The organism is Amycolatopsis sp. NPDC114503, assembly GCF_055633655.1.
The window spans coordinates 23,194-49,744 of record NZ_JBVKDT010000023.1; the positions used below are offsets into that span (position 1 = coordinate 23,194).

The 26,551-nt window shown below is 69.7% G+C and carries 28 protein-coding genes; 20 read left to right on the plus strand and 8 right to left on the minus strand.

Annotated features, from left to right (window positions below):
- Positions 1–279 precede the first annotated feature (279 nt).
- From ACZ7OI_RS47490 to ACZ7OI_RS47505, 4 genes are read left to right on the plus strand one after another with little or no spacing between them, the layout of a single operon-like run.
- Complete coding sequence (locus ACZ7OI_RS47490) at positions 280–705, plus strand: GlcG/HbpS family heme-binding protein (RefSeq protein WP_470270691.1); 426 nt, start codon at positions 280–282, stop codon at positions 703–705.
- A gap of 28 nt (positions 706–733) precedes the next feature.
- Positions 734–1,936: a Cmx/CmrA family chloramphenicol efflux MFS transporter gene (locus ACZ7OI_RS47495; RefSeq protein WP_470270692.1), complete on the plus strand. Its 1,203-nt coding sequence runs from the start codon at positions 734–736 to the stop codon at positions 1,934–1,936.
- Complete coding sequence (locus ACZ7OI_RS47500; RefSeq protein WP_470270693.1) at positions 1,896–2,081, plus strand: tautomerase family protein; 186 nt, start codon at positions 1,896–1,898, stop codon at positions 2,079–2,081. The genes ACZ7OI_RS47495 and ACZ7OI_RS47500 overlap by 41 nt, the downstream gene beginning before the upstream one ends.
- 51 nt (positions 2,082–2,132) lie before the next feature.
- On the plus strand, positions 2,133–3,608 hold the full coding sequence (locus tag ACZ7OI_RS47505) for an FAD-binding oxidoreductase (RefSeq protein WP_470270694.1): 1,476 nt from the start codon (positions 2,133–2,135) through the stop codon (positions 3,606–3,608).
- Positions 3,609–3,837: 229 nt separating this feature from the next.
- Here ACZ7OI_RS47505 and ACZ7OI_RS47510 read toward each other — a convergent pair whose 3' ends face one another.
- Entirely contained in the window at positions 3,838–5,262 is a 1,425-nt protein-coding gene (locus tag ACZ7OI_RS47510; RefSeq protein ID WP_470270695.1) for an FAD-dependent monooxygenase, read from the minus strand.
- A gap of 68 nt (positions 5,263–5,330) precedes the next feature.
- On the opposite strand from ACZ7OI_RS47510, the gene ACZ7OI_RS47515 reads away from it, so the two are divergent.
- Positions 5,331–5,831, plus strand: a complete 501-nt coding sequence (locus tag ACZ7OI_RS47515; RefSeq protein WP_470270696.1) for a MarR family winged helix-turn-helix transcriptional regulator — start codon at positions 5,331–5,333, stop codon at positions 5,829–5,831.
- A gap of 12 nt (positions 5,832–5,843) precedes the next feature.
- On the opposite strand, the gene ACZ7OI_RS47520 is transcribed toward ACZ7OI_RS47515, so the two are convergent.
- Entirely contained in the window at positions 5,844–6,260 is a 417-nt protein-coding gene (locus ACZ7OI_RS47520) for a VOC family protein (RefSeq protein WP_470270697.1), read from the minus strand.
- A gap of 175 nt (positions 6,261–6,435) precedes the next feature.
- Here ACZ7OI_RS47520 and ACZ7OI_RS47525 point away from each other — a divergent pair, with 175 nt between their 5' ends.
- Positions 6,436–7,485, plus strand: a complete 1,050-nt coding sequence (locus tag ACZ7OI_RS47525; protein ID WP_470270698.1) for an LLM class F420-dependent oxidoreductase — start codon at positions 6,436–6,438, stop codon at positions 7,483–7,485.
- Positions 7,486–7,549: 64 nt separating this feature from the next.
- Positions 7,550–8,065 carry a hypothetical protein gene (locus tag ACZ7OI_RS47530; protein ID WP_470270699.1) on the plus strand — a complete coding sequence of 172 codons (516 nt, stop codon included), beginning with the start codon at positions 7,550–7,552 and terminating at the stop codon, positions 8,063–8,065.
- Between the two features lie 4 nt (positions 8,066–8,069).
- Here the strand turns inward: ACZ7OI_RS47530 and ACZ7OI_RS47535 are convergent, their stop codons facing one another.
- The gene (locus tag ACZ7OI_RS47535; protein WP_470270700.1) at positions 8,070–8,966 is read right to left on the minus strand and encodes an aminoglycoside phosphotransferase family protein; all 897 of its coding nucleotides are present in this window, start codon (positions 8,964–8,966) and stop codon (positions 8,070–8,072) included.
- 319 nt (positions 8,967–9,285) lie between these two features.
- Here ACZ7OI_RS47535 and ACZ7OI_RS47540 point away from each other — a divergent pair, with 319 nt between their 5' ends.
- The 4 genes from ACZ7OI_RS47540 (at position 9,286) to ACZ7OI_RS47555 (ending at position 11,024) form a co-directional block, all read left to right on the plus strand.
- Positions 9,286–9,555 (plus strand): hypothetical protein, encoded by a 270-nt coding sequence (locus ACZ7OI_RS47540; protein ID WP_470270701.1) that lies wholly within the window; start codon positions 9,286–9,288, stop codon positions 9,553–9,555.
- A gap of 206 nt (positions 9,556–9,761) precedes the next feature.
- On the plus strand, positions 9,762–10,193 hold the full coding sequence (locus ACZ7OI_RS47545) for an Hsp20/alpha crystallin family protein (RefSeq protein WP_470270702.1): 432 nt from the start codon (positions 9,762–9,764) through the stop codon (positions 10,191–10,193).
- Positions 10,194–10,389: 196 nt separating this feature from the next.
- Positions 10,390–10,653: a hypothetical protein gene (locus ACZ7OI_RS47550; protein WP_470270703.1), complete on the plus strand. Its 264-nt coding sequence runs from the start codon at positions 10,390–10,392 to the stop codon at positions 10,651–10,653.
- Positions 10,650–11,024 (plus strand): helix-turn-helix domain-containing protein, encoded by a 375-nt coding sequence (locus tag ACZ7OI_RS47555; RefSeq protein ID WP_470270704.1) that lies wholly within the window; start codon positions 10,650–10,652, stop codon positions 11,022–11,024. The genes ACZ7OI_RS47550 and ACZ7OI_RS47555 overlap by 4 nt, the downstream gene beginning before the upstream one ends.
- Positions 11,025–11,068: 44 nt before the next feature.
- Here ACZ7OI_RS47555 and ACZ7OI_RS47560 read toward each other — a convergent pair whose 3' ends face one another.
- Positions 11,069–11,476, minus strand: a complete 408-nt coding sequence (locus ACZ7OI_RS47560) for a hypothetical protein (protein WP_470270705.1) — start codon at positions 11,474–11,476, stop codon at positions 11,069–11,071.
- Positions 11,477–11,552: 76 nt separating this feature from the next.
- Here ACZ7OI_RS47560 and ACZ7OI_RS47565 point away from each other — a divergent pair, with 76 nt between their 5' ends.
- Together ACZ7OI_RS47565 and ACZ7OI_RS47570 are read left to right on the plus strand one after the other, a co-directional pair.
- A complete protein-coding gene (locus ACZ7OI_RS47565) occupies positions 11,553–11,777 on the plus strand; it encodes a hypothetical protein (protein ID WP_470270706.1) in 225 nt (74 codons plus the stop codon).
- A 259-nt stretch (positions 11,778–12,036) separates the two neighbouring features.
- A complete protein-coding gene (locus tag ACZ7OI_RS47570; protein ID WP_470270707.1) occupies positions 12,037–13,278 on the plus strand; it encodes a flavin-dependent oxidoreductase in 1,242 nt (413 codons plus the stop codon).
- A 6-nt stretch (positions 13,279–13,284) separates the two neighbouring features.
- On the opposite strand, the gene ACZ7OI_RS47575 is transcribed toward ACZ7OI_RS47570, so the two are convergent.
- On the minus strand, positions 13,285–14,679 hold the full coding sequence (locus ACZ7OI_RS47575) for a cupin domain-containing protein (RefSeq protein ID WP_470270708.1): 1,395 nt from the start codon (positions 14,677–14,679) through the stop codon (positions 13,285–13,287).
- A gap of 118 nt (positions 14,680–14,797) precedes the next feature.
- Here ACZ7OI_RS47575 and ACZ7OI_RS47580 point away from each other — a divergent pair, with 118 nt between their 5' ends.
- Together ACZ7OI_RS47580 and ACZ7OI_RS47585 are read left to right on the plus strand one after the other, a co-directional pair.
- Positions 14,798–15,775 (plus strand): NADPH:quinone oxidoreductase family protein, encoded by a 978-nt coding sequence (locus tag ACZ7OI_RS47580; protein ID WP_470270709.1) that lies wholly within the window; start codon positions 14,798–14,800, stop codon positions 15,773–15,775.
- A gap of 38 nt (positions 15,776–15,813) precedes the next feature.
- Entirely contained in the window at positions 15,814–16,431 is a 618-nt protein-coding gene (locus ACZ7OI_RS47585; RefSeq protein WP_344277027.1) for a TetR-type transcription factor C-terminal domain-containing protein, read from the plus strand.
- Positions 16,432–16,486: 55 nt separating this feature from the next.
- On the opposite strand, the gene ACZ7OI_RS47590 is transcribed toward ACZ7OI_RS47585, so the two are convergent.
- Entirely contained in the window at positions 16,487–17,662 is a 1,176-nt protein-coding gene (locus tag ACZ7OI_RS47590) for an iron-containing alcohol dehydrogenase (RefSeq protein ID WP_470270710.1), read from the minus strand.
- A 173-nt stretch (positions 17,663–17,835) separates the two neighbouring features.
- On the opposite strand from ACZ7OI_RS47590, the gene ACZ7OI_RS47595 reads away from it, so the two are divergent.
- Together ACZ7OI_RS47595 and ACZ7OI_RS47600 are read left to right on the plus strand one after the other, a co-directional pair.
- On the plus strand, positions 17,836–19,434 hold the full coding sequence (locus tag ACZ7OI_RS47595; RefSeq protein WP_470270711.1) for an AMP-binding protein: 1,599 nt from the start codon (positions 17,836–17,838) through the stop codon (positions 19,432–19,434).
- A 27-nt stretch (positions 19,435–19,461) separates the two neighbouring features.
- Positions 19,462–20,484, plus strand: coding sequence for an NADPH:quinone reductase (locus tag ACZ7OI_RS47600; protein ID WP_470270712.1), 1,023 nt, complete (start codon positions 19,462–19,464; stop codon positions 20,482–20,484).
- 93 nt (positions 20,485–20,577) lie between these two features.
- On the opposite strand, the gene ACZ7OI_RS47605 is transcribed toward ACZ7OI_RS47600, so the two are convergent.
- Positions 20,578–21,141, minus strand: a complete 564-nt coding sequence (locus ACZ7OI_RS47605; protein ID WP_470270765.1) for a helix-turn-helix domain-containing protein — start codon at positions 21,139–21,141, stop codon at positions 20,578–20,580.
- Between the two features lie 70 nt (positions 21,142–21,211).
- On the opposite strand from ACZ7OI_RS47605, the gene ACZ7OI_RS47610 reads away from it, so the two are divergent.
- Positions 21,212–21,907, plus strand: coding sequence for an AzlC family ABC transporter permease (locus tag ACZ7OI_RS47610; RefSeq protein ID WP_470270713.1), 696 nt, complete (start codon positions 21,212–21,214; stop codon positions 21,905–21,907).
- Positions 21,907–22,227, plus strand: coding sequence for an AzlD domain-containing protein (locus tag ACZ7OI_RS47615; protein WP_470270714.1), 321 nt, complete (start codon positions 21,907–21,909; stop codon positions 22,225–22,227). The genes ACZ7OI_RS47610 and ACZ7OI_RS47615 overlap by 1 nt, the downstream gene beginning before the upstream one ends.
- 146 nt (positions 22,228–22,373) lie before the next feature.
- Here ACZ7OI_RS47615 and ACZ7OI_RS47620 read toward each other — a convergent pair whose 3' ends face one another.
- A complete protein-coding gene (locus ACZ7OI_RS47620; protein ID WP_470270715.1) occupies positions 22,374–23,966 on the minus strand; it encodes a M4 family metallopeptidase in 1,593 nt (530 codons plus the stop codon).
- 443 nt (positions 23,967–24,409) lie between these two features.
- Here ACZ7OI_RS47620 and ACZ7OI_RS47625 point away from each other — a divergent pair, with 443 nt between their 5' ends.
- On the plus strand, positions 24,410–26,521 hold the full coding sequence (locus tag ACZ7OI_RS47625) for an elongation factor G-like protein EF-G2 (RefSeq protein ID WP_470270716.1): 2,112 nt from the start codon (positions 24,410–24,412) through the stop codon (positions 26,519–26,521).
- Positions 26,522–26,551: the final 30 nt, after the last annotated feature.

The window sequence follows — 26,551 nt, forward strand, 5'->3', positions numbered from 1 at the left end:
GGTAAGGAAGCTGGAACGACAGGTCAACAATAGAGCGCGCTATCTGGACTGATCAGTCAACTATAAGCACCTCAAATTTCTTCTTTTGCTTGCCGCACAAGGTATCGAGCGCTTCAGGATGGTCCCGATACTCGGATATTATTTGCCGATCGTTCCAGATTTGGTACCGTCGAGGCGACCGCCGGATGCGGTCCGTGTGCGACCGGTCCCGGTGCGCACCCTCCTGTGGCCGGCGGCACCGAAGAAGACAACCGCACTCGCCAGACAAGGAGAGTTCTCATGCCTCACGTGCAGCGCCGGTCGTCCGTCAGCGACGAATTGGCCTGGCAGATCGTCCGCGCCGCCGACGAGGCCGCGAAGGCGACCGACAAGCGGTTCGCCCTCGCGGTGGTGGACGAAGGCGGCAACCTGAAGGCGTTCCTGCGCCAGGACGGCGCGAAGCTCAACGCCGTGCAGGTCGCGCAGGACAAGGCCTACACCGCGGCGTCCTCGGCGATGCCGACGGAGAAGTGGTCCGAGGTGCTCGACGCCGACCCGGTGCTGCGGACCGCCGCGCCCACGGCGATCGACCGCCTGGTCGGCATGGGCGGCGGCCTCCCGATCGTGGTCGGCGGCGAGCTGGTCGGCGCGATCGGCGTCTCCGGCGCGCATTGGACCGACGACGTCAAGATCGCCGAGGCCGGCCTGTCGGCGCTCGAGTCCTGATCATCGCCCGAACCCTCCGGGAGTAACGATGCCCATCGCCCTGTTCGTGCTCGGGCTGACGGTGTTCAGCCTGGGCACGACCGAGTTCATGATCGCCGGCCTGCTGCCGGAGCTGTCCGGCGCGTTCGGCGTCTCCCTGCCGCAGGCCGGGCTGCTCATCTCGCTGTTCGCGGTCGGCGTCGTCATCGGCGCTCCGCTGATCACCGCCGCGACGACCAAGGTGCCGCGCAAAACGGCGCTGGTCGCGCTGCTCGCGGTGTTCATCGCGGGCGAGGTGCTCGCCGCCGCCGCGCCGTCGTTCGGCGTGCTGATGGCCGCCCGCGTGGTCACCGCCGTCGCGCACGGCTCGTTCTTCGGCATCGGCGCGGTGGTGGCCTCGAACCTGGTCGAACCGGGCAAGCGCGCCCGGGCCATCGCGATCATGTTCGGCGGCCTGACCATCGCCACCATCGCCGGGGTTCCGCTCGGCACGTTCGTCGGCCAGCACTTCGGCTGGCGCGCGACGTTCCTCGCGGTCGCGATCCTCGGCGTGATCGACCTGGTCGGCGTCCTCGCGCTGGTGCCGCACCAGCCGCGGGCGGGCCACCTCGGCCTGCGGCACGAACTGGCCGCGTTCCGCAATCCCAAGGTGTGGCTGGCGCTGGGCACCACCACGCTCAGCCAGGCGGCGCTCTACACCGCCTACACCTACATCGCGCCGTTGCTGACCGACCTCACCGGGTTCTCCGCCGGGATGGTGCCTTTGCTGCTGGCGCTGTTCGGTGTCGGCACGTTCCTCGGCAGCGTGCTCGGCGGCAAGCTCGCCGACCGCTCGCTGATGGGCACGCTGTGCGCGGGCCTGCTGCTGCTCGCGGTGATGCTCGGCGTGTTTTCCCTTACCGCGCACAGCAAACCGGCCATGGTCGTGACGCTGTTCCTGTTCGGGATCGGCAGCTTCCTGATCAACCCGGCGCTGCAGACCCGGGTGATGAACGAGACCGAAGGCGCGCCGACGCTGGCGAGCACGAGCAACATCTCGGCGTTCAACGTCGGCAACGCGCTCGGCCCGTGGCTCGGCGGCATCGGCCTCAGCGCGGGAGCCGGGCTGCTGTCGCCGAGCTGGATCGGCGCCGGGCTGGCCGTGGCGTCGCTGGCCGTCGCGCTCGCCGCGGCCGGCCTGGACCGCCGGACGGGAAAGGAGGTGAACGACGATGCCGGTCGTGCACGTGAACTGGTGGAAGGGAGCCGGTGAGGCCGAGCGCCGCCAGCTCGTCGAGGAAGTGACGGGCACCGTTTCGCGGCTCGCGAAGTGCCCCGAAACCGCGGTCACGGTCATCATCACCGACGTCGAAAAGGACCACTGGGGCCTCGGCGGGAAGCTCGCCGGAGACCTCTGAGCGGAGGCCGGGGCGGGCTTGCCGTCCCGGCCTCCCCTTCCGGGAGGAGCCATGAGCGGACGCGTGATCGGTCCGGAAGACCCGCGCTACGCGGACTTCACCGCCGGGATCAACCAGCGCTACACCGCGAAACCGGCGGCGGTGCACCTGCCGCGGACCGCCGACGAGGTCGCTTCAGCGGTCTCCGGCGCGAGCGGACGGCTCTCGATCCGCAGCGGCGGCCACTGCTTCGAGGATTTCGTCCACCACGAGGGGGTCGACGAAATCCTCGACCTCAGCGAACTGTCCGAAGTGGACTACACGGACGGCCTCTACTCGGTCGGAGCCGGGGCGCGGCTGCAAGATGTCTACGAGCGGCTGTACCGAGGCTGGGGCGTGACGATCCCCGGCGGGATCTGCTATTCGGTCGGCACGGGAGGACACGTCACAGGCGGCGGCTACGGCATGCTGTCGCGGCGGGACGGTCTCACCGTCGACCACTTGCACGGCGTCGAGGTCGTACTGGCCGACGGCCGGACGGTCGTGGCCACCCGCGATTCGTCCGGTCCGGAGGCCGATCTTTTCTGGGCGCACACTGGGGGTGGCGGCGGCTCGTTCGGCGTGGTGACACGGTTCCTGTTCCGTGCGCCGCTCGTCCGACCGCCGTCCGAAGTGCTCGTCGCGGCGTTGTCGGTGCCGTGGGCCGATCTCGACGAACGACGGTTCGCCCGCCTGCTCGGCGGTTACGCCCGCTGGCACCACGAGCACCGCGCGCCGGACTCGCCGGGCACGGCGCTGTCGAGCCTGCTGATGCTGAACCACCGCTGCAACGGGACAGTCGGCCTGGTCGCGCAAATCGACGCCGACGCCCCGGACGCGGAGCGGGTGCTCCATGAGTACCTTTCGCAGGTCCTCGGCGACCTCGCGACGACCGGGTTCGCGCGAGCCGGCGAGTTCGGCCCGATGCCCGGACTCGCCCCTCCGCGGCGACTCCCCTGGCTGCAGGCGACGCGGCTCCTCGGCACCAACACGCCGGTGCTCACCGACCCGACGCTGCGTGCCGAGCACAAGTCGGCCTATGTCCGGAGCACTCTGCCGGAATCGCAGCTGCGCACCGCCTACGAGTACCTGACCCGGCCGGACGTGACGAACCCGGAGACGATGCTGGTCGCGTTTTCCTACGGCGGCGCGATTTCGGCGGTCGCCCCGGCCGCGACCGCGGTGGCCCAGCGCGACAGCACGTTCAAGCTGCTGTACCAGGCCTTCTGGTCCACAGTGGACGCGGATGCGGCGAATATCGGGTGGGTGCGGGATTTTTACCGCTCGATGTACGCGGAGACCGGCGGAGTGCCGGTGCCGGGCGAGGTCGCCGACGGGTGCTATGTCAACTATCCGGACGCCGATCTGTCCGATCCGGACTGGAACACGTCCGGAGTTCCGTGGCATGACTTGTACTTCAAGGGTAATTACGCGCGGCTGCGGCGGGCGAAGACGCGGTGGGATCCGGGGGGCGTGTTCCGGCACCGGCAGTCGGTGCGGCCTGCCTAGCGCGGGGCGGACTTCGCGGCGAGGGCCGCGGCTAGCCGCATTCTGCCAGCGGGCGTTTTCCGGCACCGCCCGTCAGTCCCGGCCCGCCAAAATACCCGGCGAGAGCCGCGATGAGCCGCTCCCCGCCCTACCCTGCGGATGTGTCCCGGCGCCGCCCATCAGTCCGGCCGCCGAGCCCAGCCCGAACCGCCGCCCACGCCTCCCGGCACCGCCCCTCAGTCCAGCCCGCCTAACGCGGACCGAACCACCGAGCCAGCGCCGCAGCGAGCCGCTCCGCATCCTGCCCGGCCCAAGCGACATACCCGTCCGGGCGCAGCAGGACCGCCGGTTCGCCGAGGTCCCCGTCGTGCGCGACGACGTCAACGCCGTCTTTCCACTTCGCCGCCACGTCTTCAGCCCCGGCCGCACCGGAGCCGAGCAGCAGCACCGGGCGGCCCGGATGCAGCAGTTCGGCGACAGTCCGCCCGCCGAGCGGGAGGTTCGGCAGGAACTCCCCCGCCATGCCGCGGCCGTGGCCGTAGCGCACGCCCTGCGCGCTCACCCGGTCGCTGAGCAGCCGGTTGCCGTCCGAAGTGGACAGAAGGTCGGCGACCAGCGCGCGCAGCGGTTCGAACTCCGGGCCCGGCCGCATCAGCGCGGCCTGGGCCCGGGTGTTCTCGATGACGGCTTCGGCCACCGGATGCCGTTCCGCGTGGTAGGTGTCCAGCAGTTCGTCCGGAGCCGCGCCCGCGACGACCATCGCGAGCTTCCAGCCGAGGTTGAACGCGTCCTGCAGGCCGAGGTTGAGCCCCTGCCCGCCGAGCGGGGCGTGCACGTGGGCCGCGTCGCCGGCGAGGAAAAGCCTGCCGCGGCGGTAGGAATCGGCCAGTCGCGTGAAATCGCTGAACCGGCCGACGAACGTCGCATCGGACATCGGCACGTCGTGGCCGAGGATGCGCGAAGCCGCGGCCCGCAGCTCCTCAAGCCCTGCCGGGGCGCCGCGTTCCGGGAGCGGCTCGGTGAACTCGTGCGTGAGGATCCGGCTGTGCCCGGACGGGTTGACGTTGATCAGCGTCCAGCCGGTCGGTCCCTGCGTCCAGCCGCCGGGCACCCGCGCGGGGTCGCCCAGCCTGGCCAGGCCGAGGAGCCCGGCGAATGTGGCCGGGTGGGTGGTCCCGGTGAACCCCGCCGCTTCACGGACGATGCTGCGAGCCCCGTCGCAGCCCACGACGTAGTCGGCGGTGAGTTCGCCGTGGTCGGTGGAGACGCTGACCTGCCCGCCGTCGTCCCGGACCCCGGTCACCCGGTGGCCGCGCAGGATCGTGACGCCGAGCGAACGAGCCTTCGCCTCAAAGAAACGCTCGATGTCGGACTGCGCCTGCCCGACCATCGGCGCGCCTTCGAGAGCAGGCGATTCCAGCGTCAGCACCGGACGGCCGCCGAAGTGGAACGGCGTCTCGACGATGGCGCGCGGGTCGCGTGGCGGCTGCGGCACGGGAAGATAACCGCGCCGCAGCAACGACTGTGCGGTACGCGCGTGCAACGTCCCCGCGCGCGGTTCGTCGTGGGTGGCAGTGAGTTTCTCGACGACTGTCGTGGGTATGCCGTGCCTGCCGAGTTCGGTGGCCAGCAGCATGCCGACCGGCCCGCCGCCGACGACGATCACTCCGGGCATCTTCCCTCTCCTTCGCTGCGGAGCCGAAAGGTACGGGGTCGTAATATCCGTCATTGTATAGTACGAGGATGGAGCGTGACTTCGTCGACGACGTCCTGGACCAATGGCGCGCGCAACGCCCGGACCTCGACCCGGCCCCGTTGTCGGTGCTGGCCCGCCTGACGCGGATCGCGCGCCGGGTGACCCGCCGCCTCGACGAAACGCTGAAGGACTACGGCGTTCTCCACGCGGACCTGGACATCCTCGCCACCCTGCGGCGCGCGGGGGCGCCGTACGAGCTGACCCTGTCCGAGATCGCGCGCTGGATGCTGGCCGGCAACAGCACCATGACCAGCAGGCTGGACCGGCTGGTGGCCGCGGGCCTGGTCGACCGCAAGCAAAACCCGGCGAACCGCCGCACCGCGCTGATCCGGCTCACCCCCGCCGGACTGGCCCTCGTCGACGAGGCGGTCGCCGTGGAACTGGCCGAGCAGGAGAAGCTGGTGAGCGGTTTGAGCGGCGAGGACCGGCGAGAACTGGCCGATCTGCTGCGCCGCCTGTGCCGTTCGATGGGCGAAATCCCGGGCTGAGGGAGCCGCGGATCAGGGCTGCCGCTCGGCGAGGTTGACCATCCACGTGATCCCGAACTTGTCCACGAGCGAACCAGCCTCGTCGCCCCACGACTGTTTCTCCAAAGGCAACGTCACGGTGCCGCCGGCGGACAGCTTCTCGAAGGAGTGCCGGAGTTCGGTGTCGTCGCCCGCGAGGAAGAGCGCGACGTTGGTGCCCGGGCGGAAAGGCACCCGCTCCGGGACGTCCCAGGCCATCACCGTGCAACCGGCCGCCGTGGTGAGCACGGAGTGCATGATCTTCCCCGCGTCGCCGCCGGGAGCCTCCGGCGAGCCGAAATCGCCGTACGTGCCCAGGTCCAGCTCGCCGCCGAGGACCTCCCGGTAGAACTCCATCGCCTGGCGCGCGTTCCCGTCGAAAGCGAGGCACGGGTTGAGCTGGGTTCCCATCTGGTACTCCTTTGGTGCGAGCGGATTGCGGAAGCCAAGGCTCCCAGGCGAATCACGACACCCTGTGTCGTGTATTCCGCGAAGTCCACTGTGGACCGAAAGCAACCCCTATCGCGCCCCCTGAACCCCGGGAACCACCGGTGTCCTGTCAGTTACCAGCAGTAACGTCGGCCGCATGAAGATCGGACTCAACATCGGTTATTGGGGCGCGGGCAACGATTCGACGAACCTGCAGCTCGCCCAGGAGGCCGACCGGCTCGGGTTTTCCGTCGTGTGGGTGGCCGAGGCCTACGGTTCGGACGCCGCGACAGTGCTGGGCTGGCTCGCCGCCCGCACCGAACGCGTCGACCTCGGCAGCGCCATCCTGCAGATCCCGGCCCGCCGCCCGACCATGACCGCGATGACCGCGGCGACCCTGGACAACCTCTCCGGCGGCAGATTCCGGCTCGGGCTCGGCGTTTCCGGCCCGCAGGTGTCCGAGGGCTGGTACGGCGTCCCGTTCGGGAAACCGGTGCAGCGGACCCGCGAATACGTCGACATCGTCGGCAAAGCGCTGCGCTACGAACGGGTCCGCCACAACGGCGCGCACTTCCAGCTTCCGCTTCCCGGCGGCCCCGGCAAAGCGCTGCCGCTGGCCGTGCCGCCCGCCCGCGAGCACATCCCGCTCTACCTCGCCGCCCTCGGCCCGCAGAACCTCGAGCTCACCGGCGAAATCGCCGACGGCTGGCTCGGCCTGTTCTTCTCCCCCGACCACAGCGCCGAATCCCTCGACCGGATCCGGGCCGGACGCGAGAAAACCGGCGCGACGCTCGACGGGTTCGACGTGGCGATCACCGCCCCGCTCGCCGTCGGCGACGACTGGCGCGACGCCGCCGACCACGCCCGCCCCTACGTCGCCGGATTCGTCGGCGGAGCGGGCAGCCGCGAGAAGAACTTCTACCGCGACCTCATGGCCCGGATGGGATACGAGGCCGCTGCCGACGAGGTCCGCGAGCGGTACCTGACCATGGACTACGCCGGTGCGATGGCCGCTATCCCCGACGAATTCCTCGATGCGACGTCGCTGCTCGGCCCGAAACAGCGCATCGCCGACCGGATGCGAGCCCTCGCCCAAGCCGGCGTCACCACTCTCGCGCTCTCCCCCACCCATCCGGACCCGGAGGCCAGCAAAGCCGCGCTGCGCGTCGCGGCCGAAGCTCTCGACGCGTCCGGCGTCGGCGATTGATCCACAGTGGACAGAACTCTGAAATAAGTCCCCAGGACGGCCGGACCTTGACATACTCGGCCGCATGGCCGTGACCCAGCAGCTCGCCCGCATCCCCGCCGCGCAGCTCGCCGCCTGCCGGCGGTCGGCGGACGCGCTGAACGAACTCTGTTCCTTCGCCGCGGCTCCGGAGGAGGACCACCTCGATCTGAATTGGTGGCCGACCACCCTGAAATCCGCTTGGCGGCTGGCCGGAGCTGACGAGCGGACTTTCTCCCTGCTGCGGCGCGGGTTCGACGGCGACGAAGAAGTCAATCCGGCTTACCGGGACAATCCCTGCGGGATCTGGGACCACCCGGTGACCGCGCTGGAGCCGCCGGAGGTCGGAGCTGTCGCCGAAGCGCTGCGTTCCCTGACGCCCGAGGCGATCTACACCGTCGTGCCGTCGGACCCGGACCAGATCGAGGCGAAACTGGGCGCGACCGCGCGCGAGGTGATCGGTGATCTGCCTCAGCTAGTGGCCGAGCAGCACACCATCGTGCGCGACTTCTACGAAGAGGCCGCGCGTCGGCAGCTGGCCGTCGTGCTGTGGTGGGACTGACCCGTCAGAAACCCTTCAGCACCCGGTCCAGCGCCGCCCGGCCCGCGGGCCCCCAGTGCGGTTTGCCGCCGGGAAGGCCGCGATCCCCGTTCTGCCCCATGAGCATCAGGAAAAGGCTCTTCATCGCGGCGAGCCCGCGGGCTCGCCGGATCGCGGACTCATCCGCCTGCGCGTAGCTGTCGAAGAACCGCGAAGCCATCCCCTCCGGCAGCAACACCCAGGCAGCGGCGAGATCCCACGCCGGATCGCCTGCGAACAGGTCCCCGAAATCGACGATGCCCGAGAACGTTCCTTCCGAGACAACGACATTCGCGGGATGGAGATCGCCGTGCACCCACACGGGCGGGCCTTCCCACGCACCGGCCGCGACGGCGTCGTCCCAGACGGCCCGGACGTCGGCAGCGAGATCATCGAGGACCACCGCCTGGAGGAATTCCTTGAACCCGTCCGTGCAATCCCGGGGATGGGCTCCGCGATCCGTGGCGACCGGTGCCTCGGCGGGGGCCGCCACGTGAAGCGCCCGAAGGAAATCCGCCAAGATGTCGGCCGCGTGGGCGCCCCGGCTGATCGTGCTGTAGTCCAGCGGTTCGCCGGGCACCCACGTCATCACGGTCCAGTGCTTGGGGAAACGCCCGGACGGTTCGCCGAACCGCACCGGTGTCGGCACCGGGAGCGGCAGGCTCGGGGCCAGCACGGGCAGCCACCGCCGCTCCTTGAGCTGGAATGCCGGGGTCGGGTCCATGCGCTGCACGCGCACGGCCAATTCGTCCCCGAGACGCCACATCTGGTTGCCCCAGCCGCCCGGCACTTCGCGGATCGCCAGTCCGGCGAGGTCTGGATGCTGCTCTCGCAGGAGGTCGCGGACCAGGTCCGCGGTGATCACGATCTCGGCGCCGGTCATGGGAAGCGACAGTACCGAGACGGCCGTCTCCACCTCCGCCCGGCAGGCAATCCCGGTGCGGCACAAGGGAATTTTTCGCGAATCGCCGCGGCAGTCACCGGTCGCCGAGCCGGGCGCTGACGGCGGGAGCAGCGGCGATGCCCGCCGCCGGAGCGTTCCGGCCGCGGCGTCAAGCCCGGCCATGCGCACCTCTTCTCCGGGAATGGCCGAGATTATCTCTCCCCGATGCTTGACACAATCTGCAGTCCGCGCTATAGAAATTGCTGGACGCGGTAGCTGACCTGGGTGCTGAGACGACGTAGCCGGGGAGGGATCGACGATGTCGGACACCATCAGCCGCCGGGGCGCGACCGCCGGCGAATTCGCCGAGCTGGTCTGCGCCGATCCGGCCTGGCTGCACGCCGAGTTCGAGGCGATCGTGGCCGCGAGCTTCGGCGAGGTGCCGTTGCGCGGCGACCAGCCCCGTCCGCGGAGCACCCCACGCGCCGAGCGACACGGTACGACGAGCGTTTGGCGGGCCTGGCCGCCGGAACACCGGGAACGATCCCCTCCGATGCCGAGCGGAAGCACGACAGCGGCGACCTCGTGAGGGAGGTGATAAAGCGACGCCACACGCACAGAGCAGCACAATCGCTTTTCACCCGAACTGGTTCCGGCCCTGCCGCCCTGTCCGGCGACGGGGCCGGATCTCCGCGGCGGCCCCGGTCCGGCAGCCGCCGGAAACCACGCGACAGCCCGCCTCCGGCCGAGCGCGCCGGACAGCGGGATCAGGAAGGAGAATGGAGGCGCATGGTCATGTTGATGCGAACTGACCCGTTCCGGGAGCTCGATCGGCTGACCCAGCAGTTCTTCGGCGGCAACGGCACCACGACCCGCCCCGCGGTGATGCCGATGGACGCCTACCGGTCCGGCAACGACTACGTCGTGCAGTTCGACCTGCCCGGGGTCGCGCCGGAGTCGATCGATCTGGACGTCGAGCGCAACGTGCTGACCGTGAGGGCCGAACGCCGGCCCGAGTACGGCGAGGACGCGGAAGTCCAAGTCTCCGAACGGCCGCGCGGGGTGTTCTCCCGGCAGCTGTTCCTGGGCGACACCCTGGACGCGGACCGCATCAAAGCCGACTACGACGCGGGCGTGCTCACCCTGCGGGTGCCGATCGCCGAACAGGCCAAACCCCGCAAGATCGCCATCGGCGGCACCAGCGAAGCCAAGCAGATCAACGCCTGACTGTCCCGGAACCGGCCCCGCCCGCGACGGGCGGGGCCGCGAACCCCGGCGATTCCATTGCCGCCCACCGCTTCCGGGAGCTGGCTCGGCGGCGCGCGCAGAGCCGTCACTCCCCCACCGCGGCACGGCCGCTCGTACCGGACTGTGCCGGAAGGACTAGTACCTTCACGGCTTCCCCGACCGCGAGCTCGCCCGCATGATCCGCTTCTCCCTCTCCAGACGGGCTCGCCGCTGGTCGATCGCCGTGGCCGTGGTGGTGATCGTGCTCGGCGTCATCCTGCTGGACCTCTATCTCCCGGGCCTGGACGGAATCGAAGTCCTGCACCGGATCCTGCAGCGAGAGGGACCGAAATCCGGCGCGCACTGGCCGCGGGAGCGAGCGGATTCGTCCTCAAGGACAGCACCGGAACGGAACTCGCAGCCGCGGTCCGCACGGCGCACGAAGGCATCACGGCCATGAGCCCGGCGGTGGCCGCGACGCTCCGTGCACCGACCGTCGAGAGAGTCACCCCACGGGAACGCGACGTCCTGCTCCTGCGCGGCCGAGGCCTGTCCACTCGCGACATCGCCGCTGAGCTGGGCCTGGCCGAGCGCACGGTGAAGGTCCATGTCGGCCACCTGCTGGCGAAGCTTCAGGTGAGCAGCCGGACGCTGGCCGCGCTGCTGGCCGAGGACATCCTGGGAAACCCGGCCCGGCTGGGCGATTCCCGCTGGCCAGAGATTCCGAGTGTGATCTGCGGCGATCGGGACGCTTTCGGGAACGGGGGCGCCGAGGTTCGGGTGCAAAGCAGCGGATACCCGCTGTCGCCAAGAATCTCTTCCCGGCAGTGAACGGCCGTTATCCGACAGTCATTTTCCGCGCTCTCCAGCCATTCTCAACGAAGGTCGTACTGGATGTCGATCCCCGCGCCCGGGCCGCCGTTGCTGTTGACCGTCAGCCATCCGTGGTCGTACACGTCCGCCAGTTTGTACTCGAATCCGAAGTCGTACTTCTTGTCCCGCCCGAACGTCCCCGGCATCTCCCCCAACTGCATCGCCCCGTGCGGCGACTTGCTTTCCCCGCTGTCCGGATCCGTCACGTAGACCACCGGACCCAATGCCTGGCTCAACTCGCTGTTCAACTCGGAGTCGGTGCTGGTCTCCGCGTGCACCATTACGGCCATTACCTGTTCGGAGCCGTACTTCGACCGCTGCTTGGCGATCTTGATGACCGCGAACGACGGATCAGTCGGCGCGGCAGCCGAAGACCGCGAGAAGCGCACGACCTCGCCCACCTTCTTCACCGGGTTTCCGCGCGGACCCGTCGGCCCCGCGGCCTGCGCTGTCTCCGATGTAACCGGAGCGGAGGACGATGCCTCCGTGGTTACAGTCACGGTGACTGTCGTCGGCGCGCTCGCGGCAGCCGCATCGCCGTTCCCGGAACAGCCAGCAGAAAACACCGCTGCGGTCGCCAGGGCGCAAAGCAACAGCGGCGAACTCGTTCTCATCAAGGAACTCCTGATCGATCAGCATCACAACGCGATCTCACCGAAGACACCGTTCGACTGCCCAAAGAAACCGTTACGCCACGCGGCTGCTTCTTGATCGCAACACACACGTCGTCCTGATCCGACCGGCTGTTACGGAGACAAAGTCGAAACGCGAACGCCGATACCATCTCGTCACCAATCACATCGCGCACCCGACCCCGAGGTCCCATCCGAACCGTCCGCACCGGACACCAACCAAGCACGGCTGTCCGCACACTCGCCCCCAATGCCCCGACTGCCACCCCTCCGCTCGGCGGTAGCGCCCCAAGCCACTCTCCGCCACCCTGAGTCAATCGACGACAGGGAGGTTCGCGGTGAAGGTCGTGATCGTCGGAGCGGGGATCGGCGGGCTGACCGCAGCCCTGCGGCTGCACCGCGAAGGCGTCGAATGCGCCGTCTACGAACAAAGCGCACGCAACGGCGAACTCGGCGTCGGCATCAACGCCCTGCCGCACGCCGTCAAGGAACTGGCCGCGCTCGGGCTGCTCGACCAGCTGGACGAGATCGGGATCCGCACCCGCGAGCTGTCCTACACCCACCGCCTCGGGCAGGTGATCCTCCGCAAGCCCTGCGGTCTCGACGCGGGCTTCACCCTCCCCCAGTACTGCCTGCACCGAGGCAGGCTGCGCGACATGCTGCTGCGGGCAGTCCAAACGCGGCTCGGCCCCGACGCGGTGCGGACCGGATACCGGCTGACCGGGTTCGACCAGAGCGCGCAGGGGGTCCGAGCGCACTTCGCCGAACGGGACAGCGGCACCCCGGTCACCGCGTCCGGCGACGTCCTCGTGGCGGCCGACGGGATTCACTCGGCCGCGCGAGCCTTGTTGTTCCCCGACGAGGGACCGCCCCGCTGGAACGGCGTCCTGATGTGGCGCGGGGCCACGGACTGGCCGGAGTTCGGCGGCGGCGCTTCGATGATCGTCTCCGGCGGCACCGCGGCCAAGCTGGTGATCTACCCGATCGGGCCGGGCAAAACCGCGGGCAGCAGGCTCACGAACTGGGCGGTCTGCATCCGGACCGGGCAGCCCGGCTCCCCGCCCCCGGACCGGCAGGACTGGGCCAAACCCGGCGACCGGGCGGAGCTGGCCCGGCATCTCGGGCGGTTCCGGTGCCCGGCGGTCGATCACGCGGCGCTGGCCGGGGCCACCGAAGAGATCTTCGAATTCCCGATGTGCGACCGGGATCCGCTGCCCGCGTGGTCGCGCGGACGCGTGACGCTCCTGGGCGACGCCGCCCATCCGATGTACCCGATGGGTTCCAACGGAGCCGGCCAGGCGATCCTCGACGCGTCCAGTCTCGCCTGGCACCTGACGCGGCGCTCCGATCCCGTCGAGGCGCTTCGCGCGTACGAAGCCGACCGCCTTCCGGCTACCAGCGACATCGTGCTTCGCAACCGCCGGGGCGGGCCGGAAAACGTCATCGACGAAGTCGAACGGCGCGCCCCGGACGGCTTCACCCGCCTCGAAGACGTGATCGACGCGGCGACGCTCGAGGCGATGGTCGCCGGCTACGCCCAGGCTTCCGGCGCGTCCCAGCAGCAGGTGAACCGCGCCTGAGCCGGTTCAGGCGCCCTCCACCGAACCGGGCGGCAGAAATTCGACGTCGTGCAGCGCCGACACCCGGACCACCTCGGCCGGGTCCGTCAGGTTGTGCAGCTTGTCGAACAGCGTCGCGAGCTGCCCGGCCGGGCTCACCCAGAACAGTCCGCGGGTCAGGCCTTCGCTGCGGTTGTAATACGCGTGCGGGAGCCCCTTCGGCATCCGCACGGTGTCGCCGGGGCCCGCGGTCTCCCACTTGCCGTCGAGGTAGAGCGTGAACACGCCTTCCAGGATGTAGATGTGCTCGTCCTGGGTCGGATGGACATGCGGCGGCACCCCGGTCCCTGGCGGGTCGAGAGTCTCGAACGCGAAGCTCGACTCGCTGGCCGCCTTCATCGAGTAGGTGTGGCCGAGCACGTTCCACACCTTGTTCCGCATGCCCTCGCGGGCGGGCGTGATCCCCTTGGGCAGGGGACCGAGCACGATTTCCTCGCCGGTCATCACACCTCCTGGCCGATGGTTTCCCTCCGCCAGGGACTCTGCGCCATCCGGCCGCCGGTGTACAGCCGCCATTGACGAGAACGCGAGAAGGCCGTCCGCGAGGACTGGTGTCCCGTCCGTCGTGCGCACGTCGAAGGCGACGGCGCCGGGAAGTGTCCGGCCCGCGTGGACCGACAGCGTCGTCCCGGGGAAAACCGGGTTGGTGAAGCGGCATTCGACCCCGGCGAGGTCGCCTGGGTAAGCGCGGGTCACGGCGGACACTGCTCGCGCGAGTGTTTCCGTGCCGTGCAGGACCGTGTCGGCCAGGCCTGCCGCACGCGCGACCCGGATGTCGGTGTGGATGGGATTCCAGATCCTCGCGCATTCGCTGTAGACGACCGCGTTGGTCGCGCCGGCCTCGAACGTCTCGATGCAGGTGAGGTCAGCAGCCGAGGCTCGGGATTTTGGCGCTGGGGCGGCAAGTTCGCCGCCTTCGAGCCGAACGCCGCGGTACAGCGTGCTCACCTGCGAAGTGACGAGAAGCGTTCCGTCGGACGCGGTGGTGCGGAACTCCGTGACGATGAGCGCTGCGCCGGTCCGCGCCTCGGCACGGTGCAGCCGGGCCTCGGTCCGCACCCGCTCGCCGGGACGCAACGGCGCCCGCAACCGGATCCGGTGCCCGACGTGCAGCCCCAGCCTCAGGGTGTCCTCGGACAGCTCGATCCCCGGAGCCCCCTGTTCGATGAGCGGCCATTCGACGCAGACCGGGAACACCGGGTGGCCGACGATGCCGCGGTCGAGATCGAAGAACTCGTCGCGGGTGTCGCCGACGGCGGCCGCGAAGGCGCGCAGCCAGCGCTCGTCGATGCGGCTCTCGGCCGTCCGGACCAGCCCGGGGCTGTCGGTCGGCAGTACTCGGATCACGTGCTCGGTCGCCATCGGCCGTCCGTCCTCGCTTGCCAAAAACTGAACAGTCGGTACAGTAACAGAACCTCGCCGAGCCCGGTCCGCCCTTTTCCGCGGACCGGCCGGCCGCAATCCGATTTGAGGGAGCACAGTGCGCGCGATCCAGATTTCCTCGCTCGACGGACCCGCCGCGGTGGAGCTGGTCGAGGTGGCCGAGCCCGAGGCCGCCGCCGGCGACATCGTCATCGACGTGAAAGCCGTCGGCGTCAGCTTCGTCGACGCCCTGATGACCCGGGGCCAGTACCAGGTGCGGCCCGAACTCCCGTTCGTTCCCGGCGTCGAGGTGGCCGGGATCGTCCGGTCCGCCCCCGCGGGCGCGGCGGTGAAGACCGGAGACCGGTGCGCCGCCTACGTCCCGCGCGGCGGATACGCCGAGGTGGTCGCCGCCAAGCCCGCTGTGACGTTCCCGCTTCCCGGCGAACTCTCGTTCGAGCAAGGCGCGGCCTTCGCGATGAACTTCCAGACCGTCCACTTCGCCCTGGTCCGGCGCGGCCGGCTGCGAGCGGGCGAGCACGTGCTGGTGCACGGCGCGGCGGGCGGAGTCGGCACGGCGGCGATCCAGGTGGCCAAGGGTCTCGGCGCGACCGTCGTCGCGGTGGTCGACTCCCCGGGCACAGTCACTGTCGCCGAGACCGCGGGCGCGGATCACGTCGTGGTCGCCCAAGAAGGCTGGGCCGGCGAGGTGCGCGCCGCTGCCCCGCAGGGAATCGACGTCACGGTGGATCCGGTCGGGGGCGAGTATTTCGCGGACTCCATCCGGCTGCTGCGCCCGGAGGGACGGCACCTGGTGATCGGGTTCGCAGCGGGCGGGATCCCGGAGATCGCGGTGAACCGGTTGCTGCTCAAGAACATCGAGGTCGTCGGCGTGTACTGGGGCGGTTTCGTCGAGCGGGACGACACCGTCGCCGCCGCTTCCGCCGCGGAGCTGACCCGGCTCGCCCGCGAGGGATTCGTGCGGCCGGTGGTGGGCCACGTCTTCCCGCTCGCCGACGCCGCGAAGGCGCTGCAGGCCATCGAAGACCGCGCCACGTCCGGGAAGGTCGTTCTCGACGCCGCGGCGATCGGCTAGCCTCGTCTCCTCTCCTCGACCAGCGAAGGAAGCGTTCTATGCCTGTGAAGCCCGGCGGCACCGCACGACGCACGAACCGGGCGGGGACGGAAGCCAGGCAGCGCATCATGACGTCCGCTGTCCGGCTGTTCGCCGAGAACGGCTACCACGCCACCGGGATCGAGATGATCTCCCACGACACGGGGATCGGCCGGGGGGCGCTGTACCACCACATCGGCAGCAAAGAGACGCTGCTGTTCGAAATCTGCCACACGCGGCTGTCGGATCTGCTCGAACAGTCGGGCTGGATCGTCGCGACCGAGACGACGTACCGGGAACGGTTCCGGCAGCTGATGCGGTCCACCATGCGCAATCTCGCGGAGCACGCGCTGGAGTGGACCGTCGCGTTCCAGGAGTTCAAGGCCCTCACCGGGCAACGGCACGCGGTCATCCAGGACGCGCGCGACCGGTACGAGACGATGGTGGCCGGGATCCTCCGCGGCGGCGCCGAGGCAGGCGAGTTCCGCGAGCTGGATCCGCTGGTGGTCAAAGGCATTCTCGGGCACTACAACTACTCGTACGCGTGGATCCGGCCGGACGGCGAGCGCACCCCGGAGGAGATCGCCGACCTCTTCACCGACACGCTGCTCAACGGGATCCGCCAAGACCCTCGGTAGCTCACGAAAAAAGCGGGGCCGATGCCGATCGGCCCCGCTTTTTCGCGCTCCGCGCTTACCAGACCGCCTCCAGCAGCTCGCGGATCACCGTTTCGTCGACCGTCCTCGGCGATTCGCGGACCACGATGTCGCCCAGCGCGGCCCGCGCGACACCGTTCAGCTTCTCGCGCCCGACGCCGAACTCGGACACCCGGCGCGGCACGGCGAGTTCGTCGAGAATCCTCTCCAGGCGGTCCGCCGCGGACAGCTCCTCGGCGTCCCCCTGGACCCTCCGCAGCGACTGCGCCATCCGGGCCTGCTCCGCCGACGTGACCGGCTCCAGGAAGCGCATCACGTGCGGAAGCATGATGCAGGAGGTGACCCCGTGCGGGATCCCGACCGCACCGAGCTGGTGGCCGATCGCGTGCGAGAGGCCGAGCGAGACGTTGTGCACCCCGATGATCGACATCCACGCGGCCTGCAGGCATTTGAGCGCTGCCTCGTGGTCGTGCGGATCGCGGACGGAACGCGGGAGGTACTCGGCGAGGATGGTCAGCGCGCCTTCGGCCAGCGCCGTGGTGAAGGGGTGGGCGTTCTTCGCGTAGGCGGTTTCGACCGCGTGGTCCAGCGCCCGCACGCCCGTGGTGGCCCACAGGTCGCGCGGGGTGCCCGCGCAGAACTCGGGATCGAGGAAGACCACGCGGGGCGTCGCCTCGAGGTAGACCGTCAGGTCCTTGGTGTCGCGCGATTCGTCGACCGACCCGGCGAACCCGTCCCATTCGGCCGCCGACAGCGTCGTCGGAACCGCGAAGACGGGCATCGGCGTGCCGGTCAGCGGACGTTGCCGGATCGTGCTCGGATACTCGAACTCCAGGTAGTTGCGGGCGAGGTCCTCGACCGAACCCGAACCCTCGCTGAGGCCGATCGCGGCCAGTTTCGCGGCGTCACACGGCGAACCGCCGCCCACCGCGACGAACGCGTCGGCCTCCGCGGCGCGCGCCTGCCCGATCAGTTCCACGATCAGCTCGACCGGATTGTGCGCCTTGATCCGGGAAAACGTCCCGGCGACCCGGTCGCCGAGGCCGGCGGCCAGTTTCGCGAAGGCCTCGCTCCCGCCGACCGACCTGCCGGTCACGAGGAACACCCGCCGCAGCCCCCGGCGGTCCAGCTCCGCGCCGATCTCGCGCACCGCGCCGGCGCCTTGGACGACCGTCTCGACCCGGGGCATCTCGAACGTCAGGACTTCGGGCATGGGCAACCTCCGGGGTTCGCACGTCGTCGTGGCCGGCCCGACCGGGCCGCGCAGAACTGTACCGGTCATCCGGTATTTCGTCGAGACCCCGCGCAGCGTTCGCGCACTTGACGCCGTACTCTGAGCATGAAACTGTACCGACCGTTCGAGAAGTGATCCGAAGGGAGCCCGCCGTGCCTGTGGATCCGAGGGTCCCGCCCCGCGAGGAGCTGGTGCTGAGATACCTGCTCGAAGACCGCGCGGCCGAGGACCCGGGCAAGGTTTTCGCGGTCTTCGCCGGAGGGCCGGCCTGGACGCGGGCGGACCTTCTGCGCGAGGTCCGGCAGACCGCGGCGGCCTTGGAGGCGCTCGGCGTGCGGCAGTTCGACAACGTCGTGTGCTGGCTGCCCAACGGACCGGACGTGCTGCGGTTCTGGTTCGCGATCAACTATCTCGGCGCGGTGTTCGTGCCGATCAACACGGCGTATCGCGGCGGTCTTCTCGCGCACGTGCTGGACAACTCCGAGGCCGAGATCATCGTCGCGGACGCCGACCTGCTCCCCCGGCTGGCCGAGATCGGCCCGCGCGAAGGCCTCCGTCTCGCGATACAGGTCGGCGACGGCGAACTCGACCTCGACGGCATCTCGGTGATGCGCGCCGCGGAACTCCCGAACCTCGACGGCGAAGTGTCCGAGCCGAGCGTCCCGATCGAGCCCTGGCACACGCAAGCGATCCTCTACACGTCTGGCACGACCGGCCCGTCCAAAGGCGTTCTGACGTCGTACATGCAGGCGTGGTCGGCCTTCGGCCCGGTGTCGATGCCGATCATGACCGCCGACGACCGGTTTCTCATCAACATGCCCGCTTTCCACGCCGGCGGCTCGACCTTGCTCTACGCGATGCTCCTGAACGGCGGCTCGGTCGCGGTGGTCGAGCGGTTCAGCGGCGAGCACTTCTGGCGGCAGATCCGGCAGACCGGCGCCACCATGGTTTTCCTGCTCGGCGTGATGGCCAATTTCGTGAACCGCCGCCCGCCTGATCCCGGCGACGCGGACAATCCGCTGACCAAGATTTTCGTCGTTCCGCTCCTCGACGACATCGCGGCGTTCTCGAAACGGTTCGGTGTCGACGTCTACACGATCTACAACATGACGGAATTGTCCGCGCCGATCGTGTCCGGGCCGAATCCGGCCGAGAAAGGCACGTGCGGAAAGGCCCGGCCCGGGGTCGAGATCCGGCTGGTCGACGAGGCCGATCGCGAGGTTCCGCTCGGTTCGGTCGGAGAGATCGTCCTCCGCACCGACGCGCCGTGGGCGTTGTCCCACGGGTACTTCCGGATGCCGGAGGCAACCGCGAAAGCCTGGCGCAACGGCTGGTTCCACACCGGCGACACCGCGCGCAAGGACGCGGACGGCAACTACTACTTCGCCGACCGGCTCAAGGATTCGATCCGCCGGCGCGGCGAAAACATCTCGTCGATGGAGGTCGAAGCGGAGATCATGGCGCATCCGAGCGTGCGCGAAGCGGCCGTCGTCCCGGTGCCGAGCGAGATTTCCGAGGACGAGGTGCTGGCGGTGATCGCGACCGTTCCCGGAGCACGCCTCGACCCGGTGGAATTGATCCGTTTCCTCGAACCGCGGATGGCGTACTACATGGTCCCCCGGTATCTGCGGTTCGTCTCGGAACTGCCCAAGACACCGACCGCCAAAATCCAGAAAGCGGTCCTGCGGGAATCGGCCGTCACCGCCGACACCTGGGATTGCGAAGCCGCGGGAATCAAGCTCGCGCGCTGAGAAGACAATGCTCGGAAAGGGTTATTCGTGAAGGCAGTGGTCTACCGCAGCACCGGCGGTCCCGAAGTGCTCCGGCTCGTCGAGCGGGACGTTCCCGCCGTCGCCGCCGGACAGGTCCGGGTCCGCGTCGTCGTGTCCGGCGTGAACCCGACCGACTGGCGCAGCCGTTCCGGCCAGTCGTCGGGACTGCGGTTCGAGGAACAAGTCCCGCACCAGGACGGCGCCGGAATCGTGGACGCGGTCGGCGACGGCGTCCGGGATTTCTCGCCCGGCCAACGGGTCTGGCTGTGGGATGTCGCGTTCGACAGCCCGGTGGGCACCGCGCAGGAGTTCGTCTCGGTGCCCGCCCACCACGTGATGCCGCTGCCGGACGGCGCGAGCTTCGACGTCGGCGCGAGCCTCGGCATCCCGGCTCTGACCGCGCACCGCACCCTGACCACCTCAGCCCGAGGACCGCGCCGCCTCGGCCCCGGAACCATGGCCGGCCGCACCGTGCTGGTCCAAGGCGGCGCCGGTTCAGTCGGACACGCCGCGATCCAGCTCGCGGCGTGGTCAGGCGCGACCGTCCTGGCGACCGTCAGCAGCCCGGAAAAAGCGGAGCTCGCCCGCAGCGCCGGGGCCGACCACGTCATCGACTACCGCACCGAAGACGTCGCCGCGCGCGTCTCGCAGCTGGCGCCCGCCGGAGCACACCACATCGTCGAGGTCGACCTCGGCGCTAACCTGACGGCCGACCTGGCCGCGCTCGCCCACGGCGGCAACATCAACGTCTACAGCTACGGCAACGCCGACCGCCTCCCGATCCCGTCGCGGGAAATGCTGGTCAAAAACGTGCAGCTGGATTTCACCTTCACCTACACGACCGATCCGGAAAGCAAAGCGAACGCCCTGGCCGACGTGCACGCCGCCGCGGCGGACGGCGCGCTGGAGGTCGGCGCCGAGCACGGATTGCCGATCCACCGGTACGAACTCGGCCGAATCGCGGAGGCCCACCGCGCGGTCGAACGCGGGACCCTGGGAAAGGTCCTGGTCGACGTCGCACCGGCGTAACCCGGTTTCGCGGTCTGTGAGGGGAACCCTAGGGGAATCTGATTCCCTCAGGGTTCCCCTCACAGACTTGAAGCTGTACTGGCGAACAACCGCTCAGTTGTACTCCGAGATCTCCACCCCGAACGTCCCCGGCTCCAGCGCCTCGAAGATGTGCGGGACATCCCCCGGGTAACAGATGTAATCCCCCGGCAGCAGCTCCACCGGATCGTCCATGATCCCGATCCGGGCCCGTCCCGCACACAGCACGGTGTGCTCGACCACGCCGCTCATGTGCGGATCCGACCGCCGCGGGACGCCCGGCTCCGCGCTGACCAGGTAGATGTCCCGGCGCGCCGCGGACGGGCACGCCGACAGGAGGGTGCACGCGTAATCGGCGTGTTCGGCGAACACCGTCGGGCCCTTGCCCGCGCGGATCACCTTCACCTCCTGCCGTTCCGGTTCGACCAGCCGGGAGAACGGCACGTCCAGCGCGACGCCGAGCGCCCACAGCGTCTCGACGCTCGGGTTGCCGGACCCCGATTCCAGCTGGGACAACGTGGATTTCGCCAGGCCGGCGCGCCGCGCGACCTCGGTCAGCGAGAGGCCGGCGCGGGCCCGTTCGCGGCGCAGGGACGCCGCGATGATGTCCAGCGGCGCGCCCGTGCTCTCGTTCGGCATGTGTGTTCGCTCCATCAGTCTTCTCGTTCGCCTTGACGAACAGGCCCCGACGTGTTCAGCATAGGACACTATGCGTTCGATTTGGCGAACACTCGATCGCGGCCTCGCCCGCGACATCGGTCTCGTGTGCCTGGCCGACGCCCTCGTGGCCGTTTCCTACGGTGCCATCGCGGTGAGCTCCGGCTTTCCGCTGTGGGCGCCGATGCTCCTGTCCCTGCTGGTTTTCGCCGGCGCGTCGCAATTCATGTTCGTCGGCATCGTCGCCTCGGGCGGCAATCCGTTCGCCGCGGCCGCTGCCGGGCTGCTGGTGAACGCGCGGCACGTGCCGTTCGGGTTCGCGGTCGGCGACGCGCTCGGCCGCGGACTGCTCGGGCGGCTGGCCGGAAGCCACCTGATGATCGACGAATCGGTGGCGTTCGCGCTGGCCCAGCGCGAGGCGGACCGCCGGCGCGCGGCGTACTGGGCGTGCGGCATCGGGCTGTTCGTGTGCTGGAACCTCGGAGTCGTGGCCGGCGCGTTCGCCGGGTCCGCGATCAGCGACACCGACGCGTTCGGCCTGGACGCCGCCTTCCCGGCGGTGCTGCTGGCGCTGGTGCTGCCGTCGCTGAAAGACCGGGCCGCGCGGCTGCCGGCGCTGATCGGCGTCGTGGTCGCACTCGTCGCCACTCCCCTGCTGCCGGCGGGCCTGCCGGTGCTGCTGGCACTGGTCGGAGTGGTCGCCGGAGCCGCGGCGAAAGAGCCGAAGACACTGGAAGGAGCGCACTGATGGACGGCGCGGAACTGATCGTCGCGACGCTCGTGCTGGCGGCGGGAACGTTCGCGTTCCGCCTCGCCGGGCCGCTGCTGCGCACGAAAGTGCGGTTGTCCCCGCGGGCCGAGCGGCTGATGACGCTCTCGGCGGTGGTGCTGCTCGCCGCGCTGGTCGCGACCAGCGCGCTGACCGAGGGGCACGAATTCGCCGGGATCGCGCGGCCGGCCGGAGTGCTGGTGGGCGGGGTGCTCGCGTGGCGGAAGGCACCGTTCGTTCTGGTGGTGATCGCCGCCGCGGCGACCGCCGCCTTGCTCCGGCTCGCCGGAGTGCCGTAACCGCGCCCGGGAAATTGCGCGGCGCCTTTCGGCGCGGAGTTCACGGCGAGCGAATGAATAGATTTTCGCTCGGCCCGCAATAACGATCGGGAGGAGGAGACGAGTGCTCGTCTCCTCCTCCCGCCGGCGGGGAAATCAGTTTCGGATCAGCGAGCGGCAATCGCCCGCGAACCGGTCGCGCCGACCGCGCCGCACGTCGGTTCGTCCGGCTGGGCGGACACGCTCACCGCGTCCCAGGCCGCCTTCACCGAGTTGAACTCGGTGCAGCCGTTCGGGAAGAGGCTCTTCGCCGCGGTCAGCGTCCAGGTGCGGTAGCTCTGGTAGGAGCTGCCGCTGGTCTTGAGCAGCATCGCGTTGTAGAAGATCTTCACCGCGGTCTGCACGCCGACCCCGGTGACCGTCGAGTTGTTGCAGGTCGGGCTGGCCGGCTGGCCGTTGGTCGGGTTCGATCCCTCGGCGAGGAGGTAGAACCAGTGGTTGCCGGGGCCGGCCGCGGCGTGCACCTCGGTGCCCGGGATCGAGTCGTCGTAGCAGTTCGCGTGGCCGAGCTGCGACGGGTCGTACATGTTGCGGATCGGCCCGCTGCCGACGAGGTTCACCTGGTTGCCGACGAGGAAGTCCGGGACCGCGTAGGGCGAGGGCTCGTTGGCGAACCATTCGGACGAGGCTCCGAAGACGTCCGCGACGAATTCCTGGGTGCCGCTGCCGGACATGCTGCCGGGAGTGTGGTCGTCGATGCCGTGGCCGAACTCGTGCCCGATCACGTCGAGCGAGCCGATCCACTGGCCCGCGGTGTTGTTCCCGACCTGGACCTGGGTGCCGTCGTAGTAGGCGTTCTGCTCGTTGAGGCCGACGCGGATCGGCCAGCCGCCGCCGTTGCCGTCGAAGCTGTTGCGGCCCAGCCATTGCGTCAGCATCTTGTTCTCTTGCTGGATGCCGTACAGGGCGTCGGCGCAGCCGGTTTCCTTGTCGGTCTCGTCGCCGTTGCCCCAGCTGTCCGTCGACTTGGTGAAGGTCTGCTGGGTGGAGGCGTCCTGGCAGCTGAGGTTCCCGATGGTCGGATCGGTCATCGAGAAACCGCCGGCGCCGTCCGAAGACGTGTCGAGATGCAGCGGCTCCGGGCCGTTCCACACGCCCTGCGCGTCGCCGTAGGCCACGTGCTCCTGCGTGTGCAGGACCTTGCCGCTCGCCGCGTCGACGACGACGTCCAGCTTGCTCGGGCCTTCCGCGTTCCGCCCGGTCACACGGGTCGTCCAGGCGAGTTTCGGGCTTCCGAGCGCGTATGCGGCGAGCGTCGCGGGCTGCACGCTGTCCACAGTGGGCACTTGGGTGCGGGCGATCGCTTCGGCCTGCTTCGCGGTCAGCTTCGGCGACGTGCTGGGCAGGTCGATCGCGGCGGTCTGCGCGACCGAGGTGGCGAGAACCTGTCCGGCGGAGTTCGTGGCCACGACGAAGTCGCCGCCCAGGACCGGCATTCCCTTGTAGGTGCGGTCATAGGGCACGTACTTCAGCCCGTTGGTCGACGAGATCACCTTGTGCTGCTGGAAAACGTCGTCCTTGCTGGCGTGCAGCGCGGCGGGACGGGAGGCGACCAGCGCCTGCGCGGCGTTGGCGGCCATCGCCTCGGCGGCCTGCGGACTCTGTGGTTCGAGCGGTTGTGCGTGGGCGGCGGTGGCCGTGGTGACGGCCCCGGCCAGCACCCCGGCTGCGAGCAGCACGAGCGGTCGGCGCGATTTCATCGGCGGTGTTCTCCTCCGGACAGGCCGGATCAGACCCGGGGGTGGGGGCCGGATTCGGAAGTGGAATGGGATCGAACCCCGCCAAGAGTCGGGTTTTTCCCAACTTGGGACAACCGACGAAGGTCGTTAATTTATCAACTTCGCCGCATGAGTCCCGATTTCCGGTTCCCGTTTTACGGGAATTCCTCTTTCCGCCCAAGAATCGCTACTCGCCCACCTCGGCAGCAGACCGGCGTTAAGGATAAATCCGGCATCGATTCCCCGGTCAGTCCTTTGTGGATAGCCGAGTCCGGATCGTCCACAGTGGAATCCAGGGTCTCGGACGCCGGGCGCCGGAGGCGAGCGAACGGCTGGTCCCGGGCTGTCCGCCTTGCCTCCCGGCGGGTCGCGGGTGTGTGATCGGGGACACAGTTCTTCCATCCGCCGTCGCTGAGGAGGCCGTCATGGCCGACAAGCAGAACAGGAGTACCGACCCCGGGGCCGCCGTCGCTGTGGACGACCCCGCCAAGGTGCGCAACGTCGTCCTCGTCGGGCCGTCCGGTTCCGGGAAGACCACGCTCACCGAGGCCTTGCTCGCCGCGTCCGGCACCGTGCCGCGCGCCGGTTCGGTCGTGGAGGGCACCACGGTGTGCGACCACGACCCGGCGGCCGTGCGCCAGCAGCGCTCAGTCGGGCTTTCCGTCGCTCCGGTGCTGCACGCCGGGCACAAAATCAATCTCATCGACACCCCGGGGTACGCCGATTTCGTCGGCGAGCTGCGCGCCGGGCTGCGGGCCGCGGACGCCGCGCTGTTCGTCGTGTGCGCCGCCGAGGGCGTGGACGCCGCCACCGTCGCCGTGTGGGAGGAATGCGCGTCGGTGGGCATGCCGCGCGCCGTCGTGGTGTCCCGGCTCGACCACCACCGCGCCGACGCGCTCGCCGAGATCGCCGCCTGCCGAGCCGCCTTCGGCGCGGGCGTGCTGCCGCTGTACCTGCCCGCGCCGGACGGCCTGGTCGGGCTCGTCACCCAGCGCCGGTACGACTATTCCGCCGGCTACCCGCCGCGCGTGAGCGACCCGGACCCGGCCGCGCTGGACGGGCTCGCCGACGCCCGCAACGAGCTGATCGAGGGCATCATCGCCGAGAGCGAGGACGAGACCCTCATGGACCGCTACCTCGGCGGCGAGGAGATCGCCGAGGACGTGCTGATCGCCGACCTCGAGACGGCCGTCGCGCGCGGTTCGTTCCACCCGGTCATCCCCGTGTGCGCGACCAGCGGGATCGGCCTCGCCGAGGTGCTCGACGGCATCGTGCGGGCCTTCCCCTCGCCGCTGGAACACCAGCCGCCCGGCGTGACCAGTCCCGACGGCGCCGCGCACGCCGCGCTGTCCGCCGACCCGGCAGGCCCCCTCGCCGCCGAGGTCGTGCGCACCGCGGTCGACTCGTACGTGGGAAGAGTTTCGCTCGTCCGGGTGTTTTCCGGGACGCTGCGCCCGGAGAACGCCGTGCACGTCTCAGGCCACGGCCTCACCGAACGCGGCCACGAAGACCACGACGCCGACGAACGCGTCGCCCATTTGTATTCCCCGCTCGGCGCGAACCTGCGCGAGGTGCCGTTCTGCGTCGCGGGCGACCTGTGCGCGCTCACCAAAGTGGGTTCGGCCGAAACCGGCGACACCGTGTCTTCGCCGGAGGATCCGCTGCTGATGAAACCGTGGCGGATGCCCGAACCGCTGCTGCCGGTGGCCGTCGTCGCGAAGTCGCGCAGCGACGAGGATACGTTGTCCCGCAACCTTTCCCGCCTCGTCGCGGGCGATCCGACCCTGCGCTTGGAACGCAACGCGGAGACCGGGCAGCTCGTGCTGTGGTGCATGGGCGAGGCGCATTCGGAAGTCGTCCTCTCACGGCTGCGCGCGGGCGGAGCGGACGTCGGCACCGAGCCGGTGCGGATCAGCCTGCGTTCCACGTTCGCGAAACCCGCCCGCGGGCATGGACGGCACGTGAAGCAGTCCGGCGGGCACGGGCAGTTCGCGGTGTGCGACATCGAAGTCGAGCCGCTGCCGCGCGGCGGCGGGTTCGAGTTCGTGGACAAGGTGGTCGGCGGCGCCGTGCCGCATCAATTCATCCCGAGCGTCGAGAAGGGCGTGCGCGCACAACTGCAACGCGGCGTCCAGGACGGCTATCCGGTGGTGGATGTCCGCGTGACCTTGACCGACGGGAAGGCGCACAGCGTCGACTCGTCGGATGCCGCGTTCCAGACCGCGGGCGCGCTGGCCCTGCGGGAAGCCGCGGCGGCGAGCCGGATCTCGTTGCTGGAACCGCTGGACGCCGTCGAAGTGAGCCTGCCGGACGAACACCTGGGCACGGTGCTGGGCGACCTGTCGTCCCGCCGCGGCCGGGTCCTGGGCACGGAATCCGGGGACGGCGGGCACACCGTGGTGCACGCGGAGGTGCCCGCGGCGGAGCTGCTGCGGTACGCGGTGGACCTGCGGTCGCTGACGTCGGGGACGGCGACGTTCACACGCCGGCACGCCCGGTTCGAGCCGATGCCGGAGGGCGCCGTCGTCCCGACCTGACCCGAGCGGCAGAAGTCAGTGAGGGGAACC

Bases quoted from the DNA above. Each gene is read 5' to 3' on its own strand.
- ACZ7OI_RS47540 (WP_470270701.1), top strand. From the start codon at position 9,286: ATGTCGGACACCATCAGCCGCCGGGGCGCGACCGCCGGCGAATTCGCC.
- ACZ7OI_RS47525 (WP_470270698.1), top strand. From the start codon at position 6,436: ATGAAGATCGGACTCAACATCGGTTATTGGGGCGCGGGCAACGATTCG.
- ACZ7OI_RS47620 (WP_470270715.1), bottom strand. From the start codon at position 23,966: ATGAAATCGCGCCGACCGCTCGTGCTGCTCGCAGCCGGGGTGCTGGCC.
- ACZ7OI_RS47490 (WP_470270691.1), top strand. From the start codon at position 280: ATGCCTCACGTGCAGCGCCGGTCGTCCGTCAGCGACGAATTGGCCTGG.
- ACZ7OI_RS47495 (WP_470270692.1), top strand. From the start codon at position 734: ATGCCCATCGCCCTGTTCGTGCTCGGGCTGACGGTGTTCAGCCTGGGC.
- ACZ7OI_RS47515 (WP_470270696.1), top strand. From the start codon at position 5,331: ATGGAGCGTGACTTCGTCGACGACGTCCTGGACCAATGGCGCGCGCAA.
- ACZ7OI_RS47555 (WP_470270704.1), top strand. From the start codon at position 10,650: ATGAGCCCGGCGGTGGCCGCGACGCTCCGTGCACCGACCGTCGAGAGA.
- ACZ7OI_RS47615 (WP_470270714.1), top strand. From the start codon at position 21,907: ATGGACGGCGCGGAACTGATCGTCGCGACGCTCGTGCTGGCGGCGGGA.
- ACZ7OI_RS47535 (WP_470270700.1), bottom strand. From the start codon at position 8,966: ATGACCGGCGCCGAGATCGTGATCACCGCGGACCTGGTCCGCGACCTC.
- ACZ7OI_RS47545 (WP_470270702.1), top strand. From the start codon at position 9,762: ATGTTGATGCGAACTGACCCGTTCCGGGAGCTCGATCGGCTGACCCAG.
- ACZ7OI_RS47585 (WP_344277027.1), top strand. From the start codon at position 15,814: ATGCCTGTGAAGCCCGGCGGCACCGCACGACGCACGAACCGGGCGGGG.
- ACZ7OI_RS47605 (WP_470270765.1), bottom strand. From the start codon at position 21,141: ATGCCGAACGAGAGCACGGGCGCGCCGCTGGACATCATCGCGGCGTCC.
- ACZ7OI_RS47530 (WP_470270699.1), top strand. From the start codon at position 7,550: ATGGCCGTGACCCAGCAGCTCGCCCGCATCCCCGCCGCGCAGCTCGCC.
- ACZ7OI_RS47520 (WP_470270697.1), bottom strand. From the start codon at position 6,260: ATGGGAACCCAGCTCAACCCGTGCCTCGCTTTCGACGGGAACGCGCGC.
- ACZ7OI_RS47505 (WP_470270694.1), top strand. From the start codon at position 2,133: ATGAGCGGACGCGTGATCGGTCCGGAAGACCCGCGCTACGCGGACTTC.
- ACZ7OI_RS47610 (WP_470270713.1), top strand. From the start codon at position 21,212: ATGCGTTCGATTTGGCGAACACTCGATCGCGGCCTCGCCCGCGACATC.
- ACZ7OI_RS47510 (WP_470270695.1), bottom strand. From the start codon at position 5,262: ATGCCCGGAGTGATCGTCGTCGGCGGCGGGCCGGTCGGCATGCTGCTG.
- ACZ7OI_RS47625 (WP_470270716.1), top strand. From the start codon at position 24,410: ATGGCCGACAAGCAGAACAGGAGTACCGACCCCGGGGCCGCCGTCGCT.
- ACZ7OI_RS47550 (WP_470270703.1), top strand. From the start codon at position 10,390: ATGATCCGCTTCTCCCTCTCCAGACGGGCTCGCCGCTGGTCGATCGCC.
- ACZ7OI_RS47500 (WP_470270693.1), top strand. From the start codon at position 1,896: ATGCCGGTCGTGCACGTGAACTGGTGGAAGGGAGCCGGTGAGGCCGAG.
- ACZ7OI_RS47590 (WP_470270710.1), bottom strand. From the start codon at position 17,662: ATGCCCGAAGTCCTGACGTTCGAGATGCCCCGGGTCGAGACGGTCGTC.
- ACZ7OI_RS47575 (WP_470270708.1), bottom strand. From the start codon at position 14,679: ATGGCGACCGAGCACGTGATCCGAGTACTGCCGACCGACAGCCCCGGG.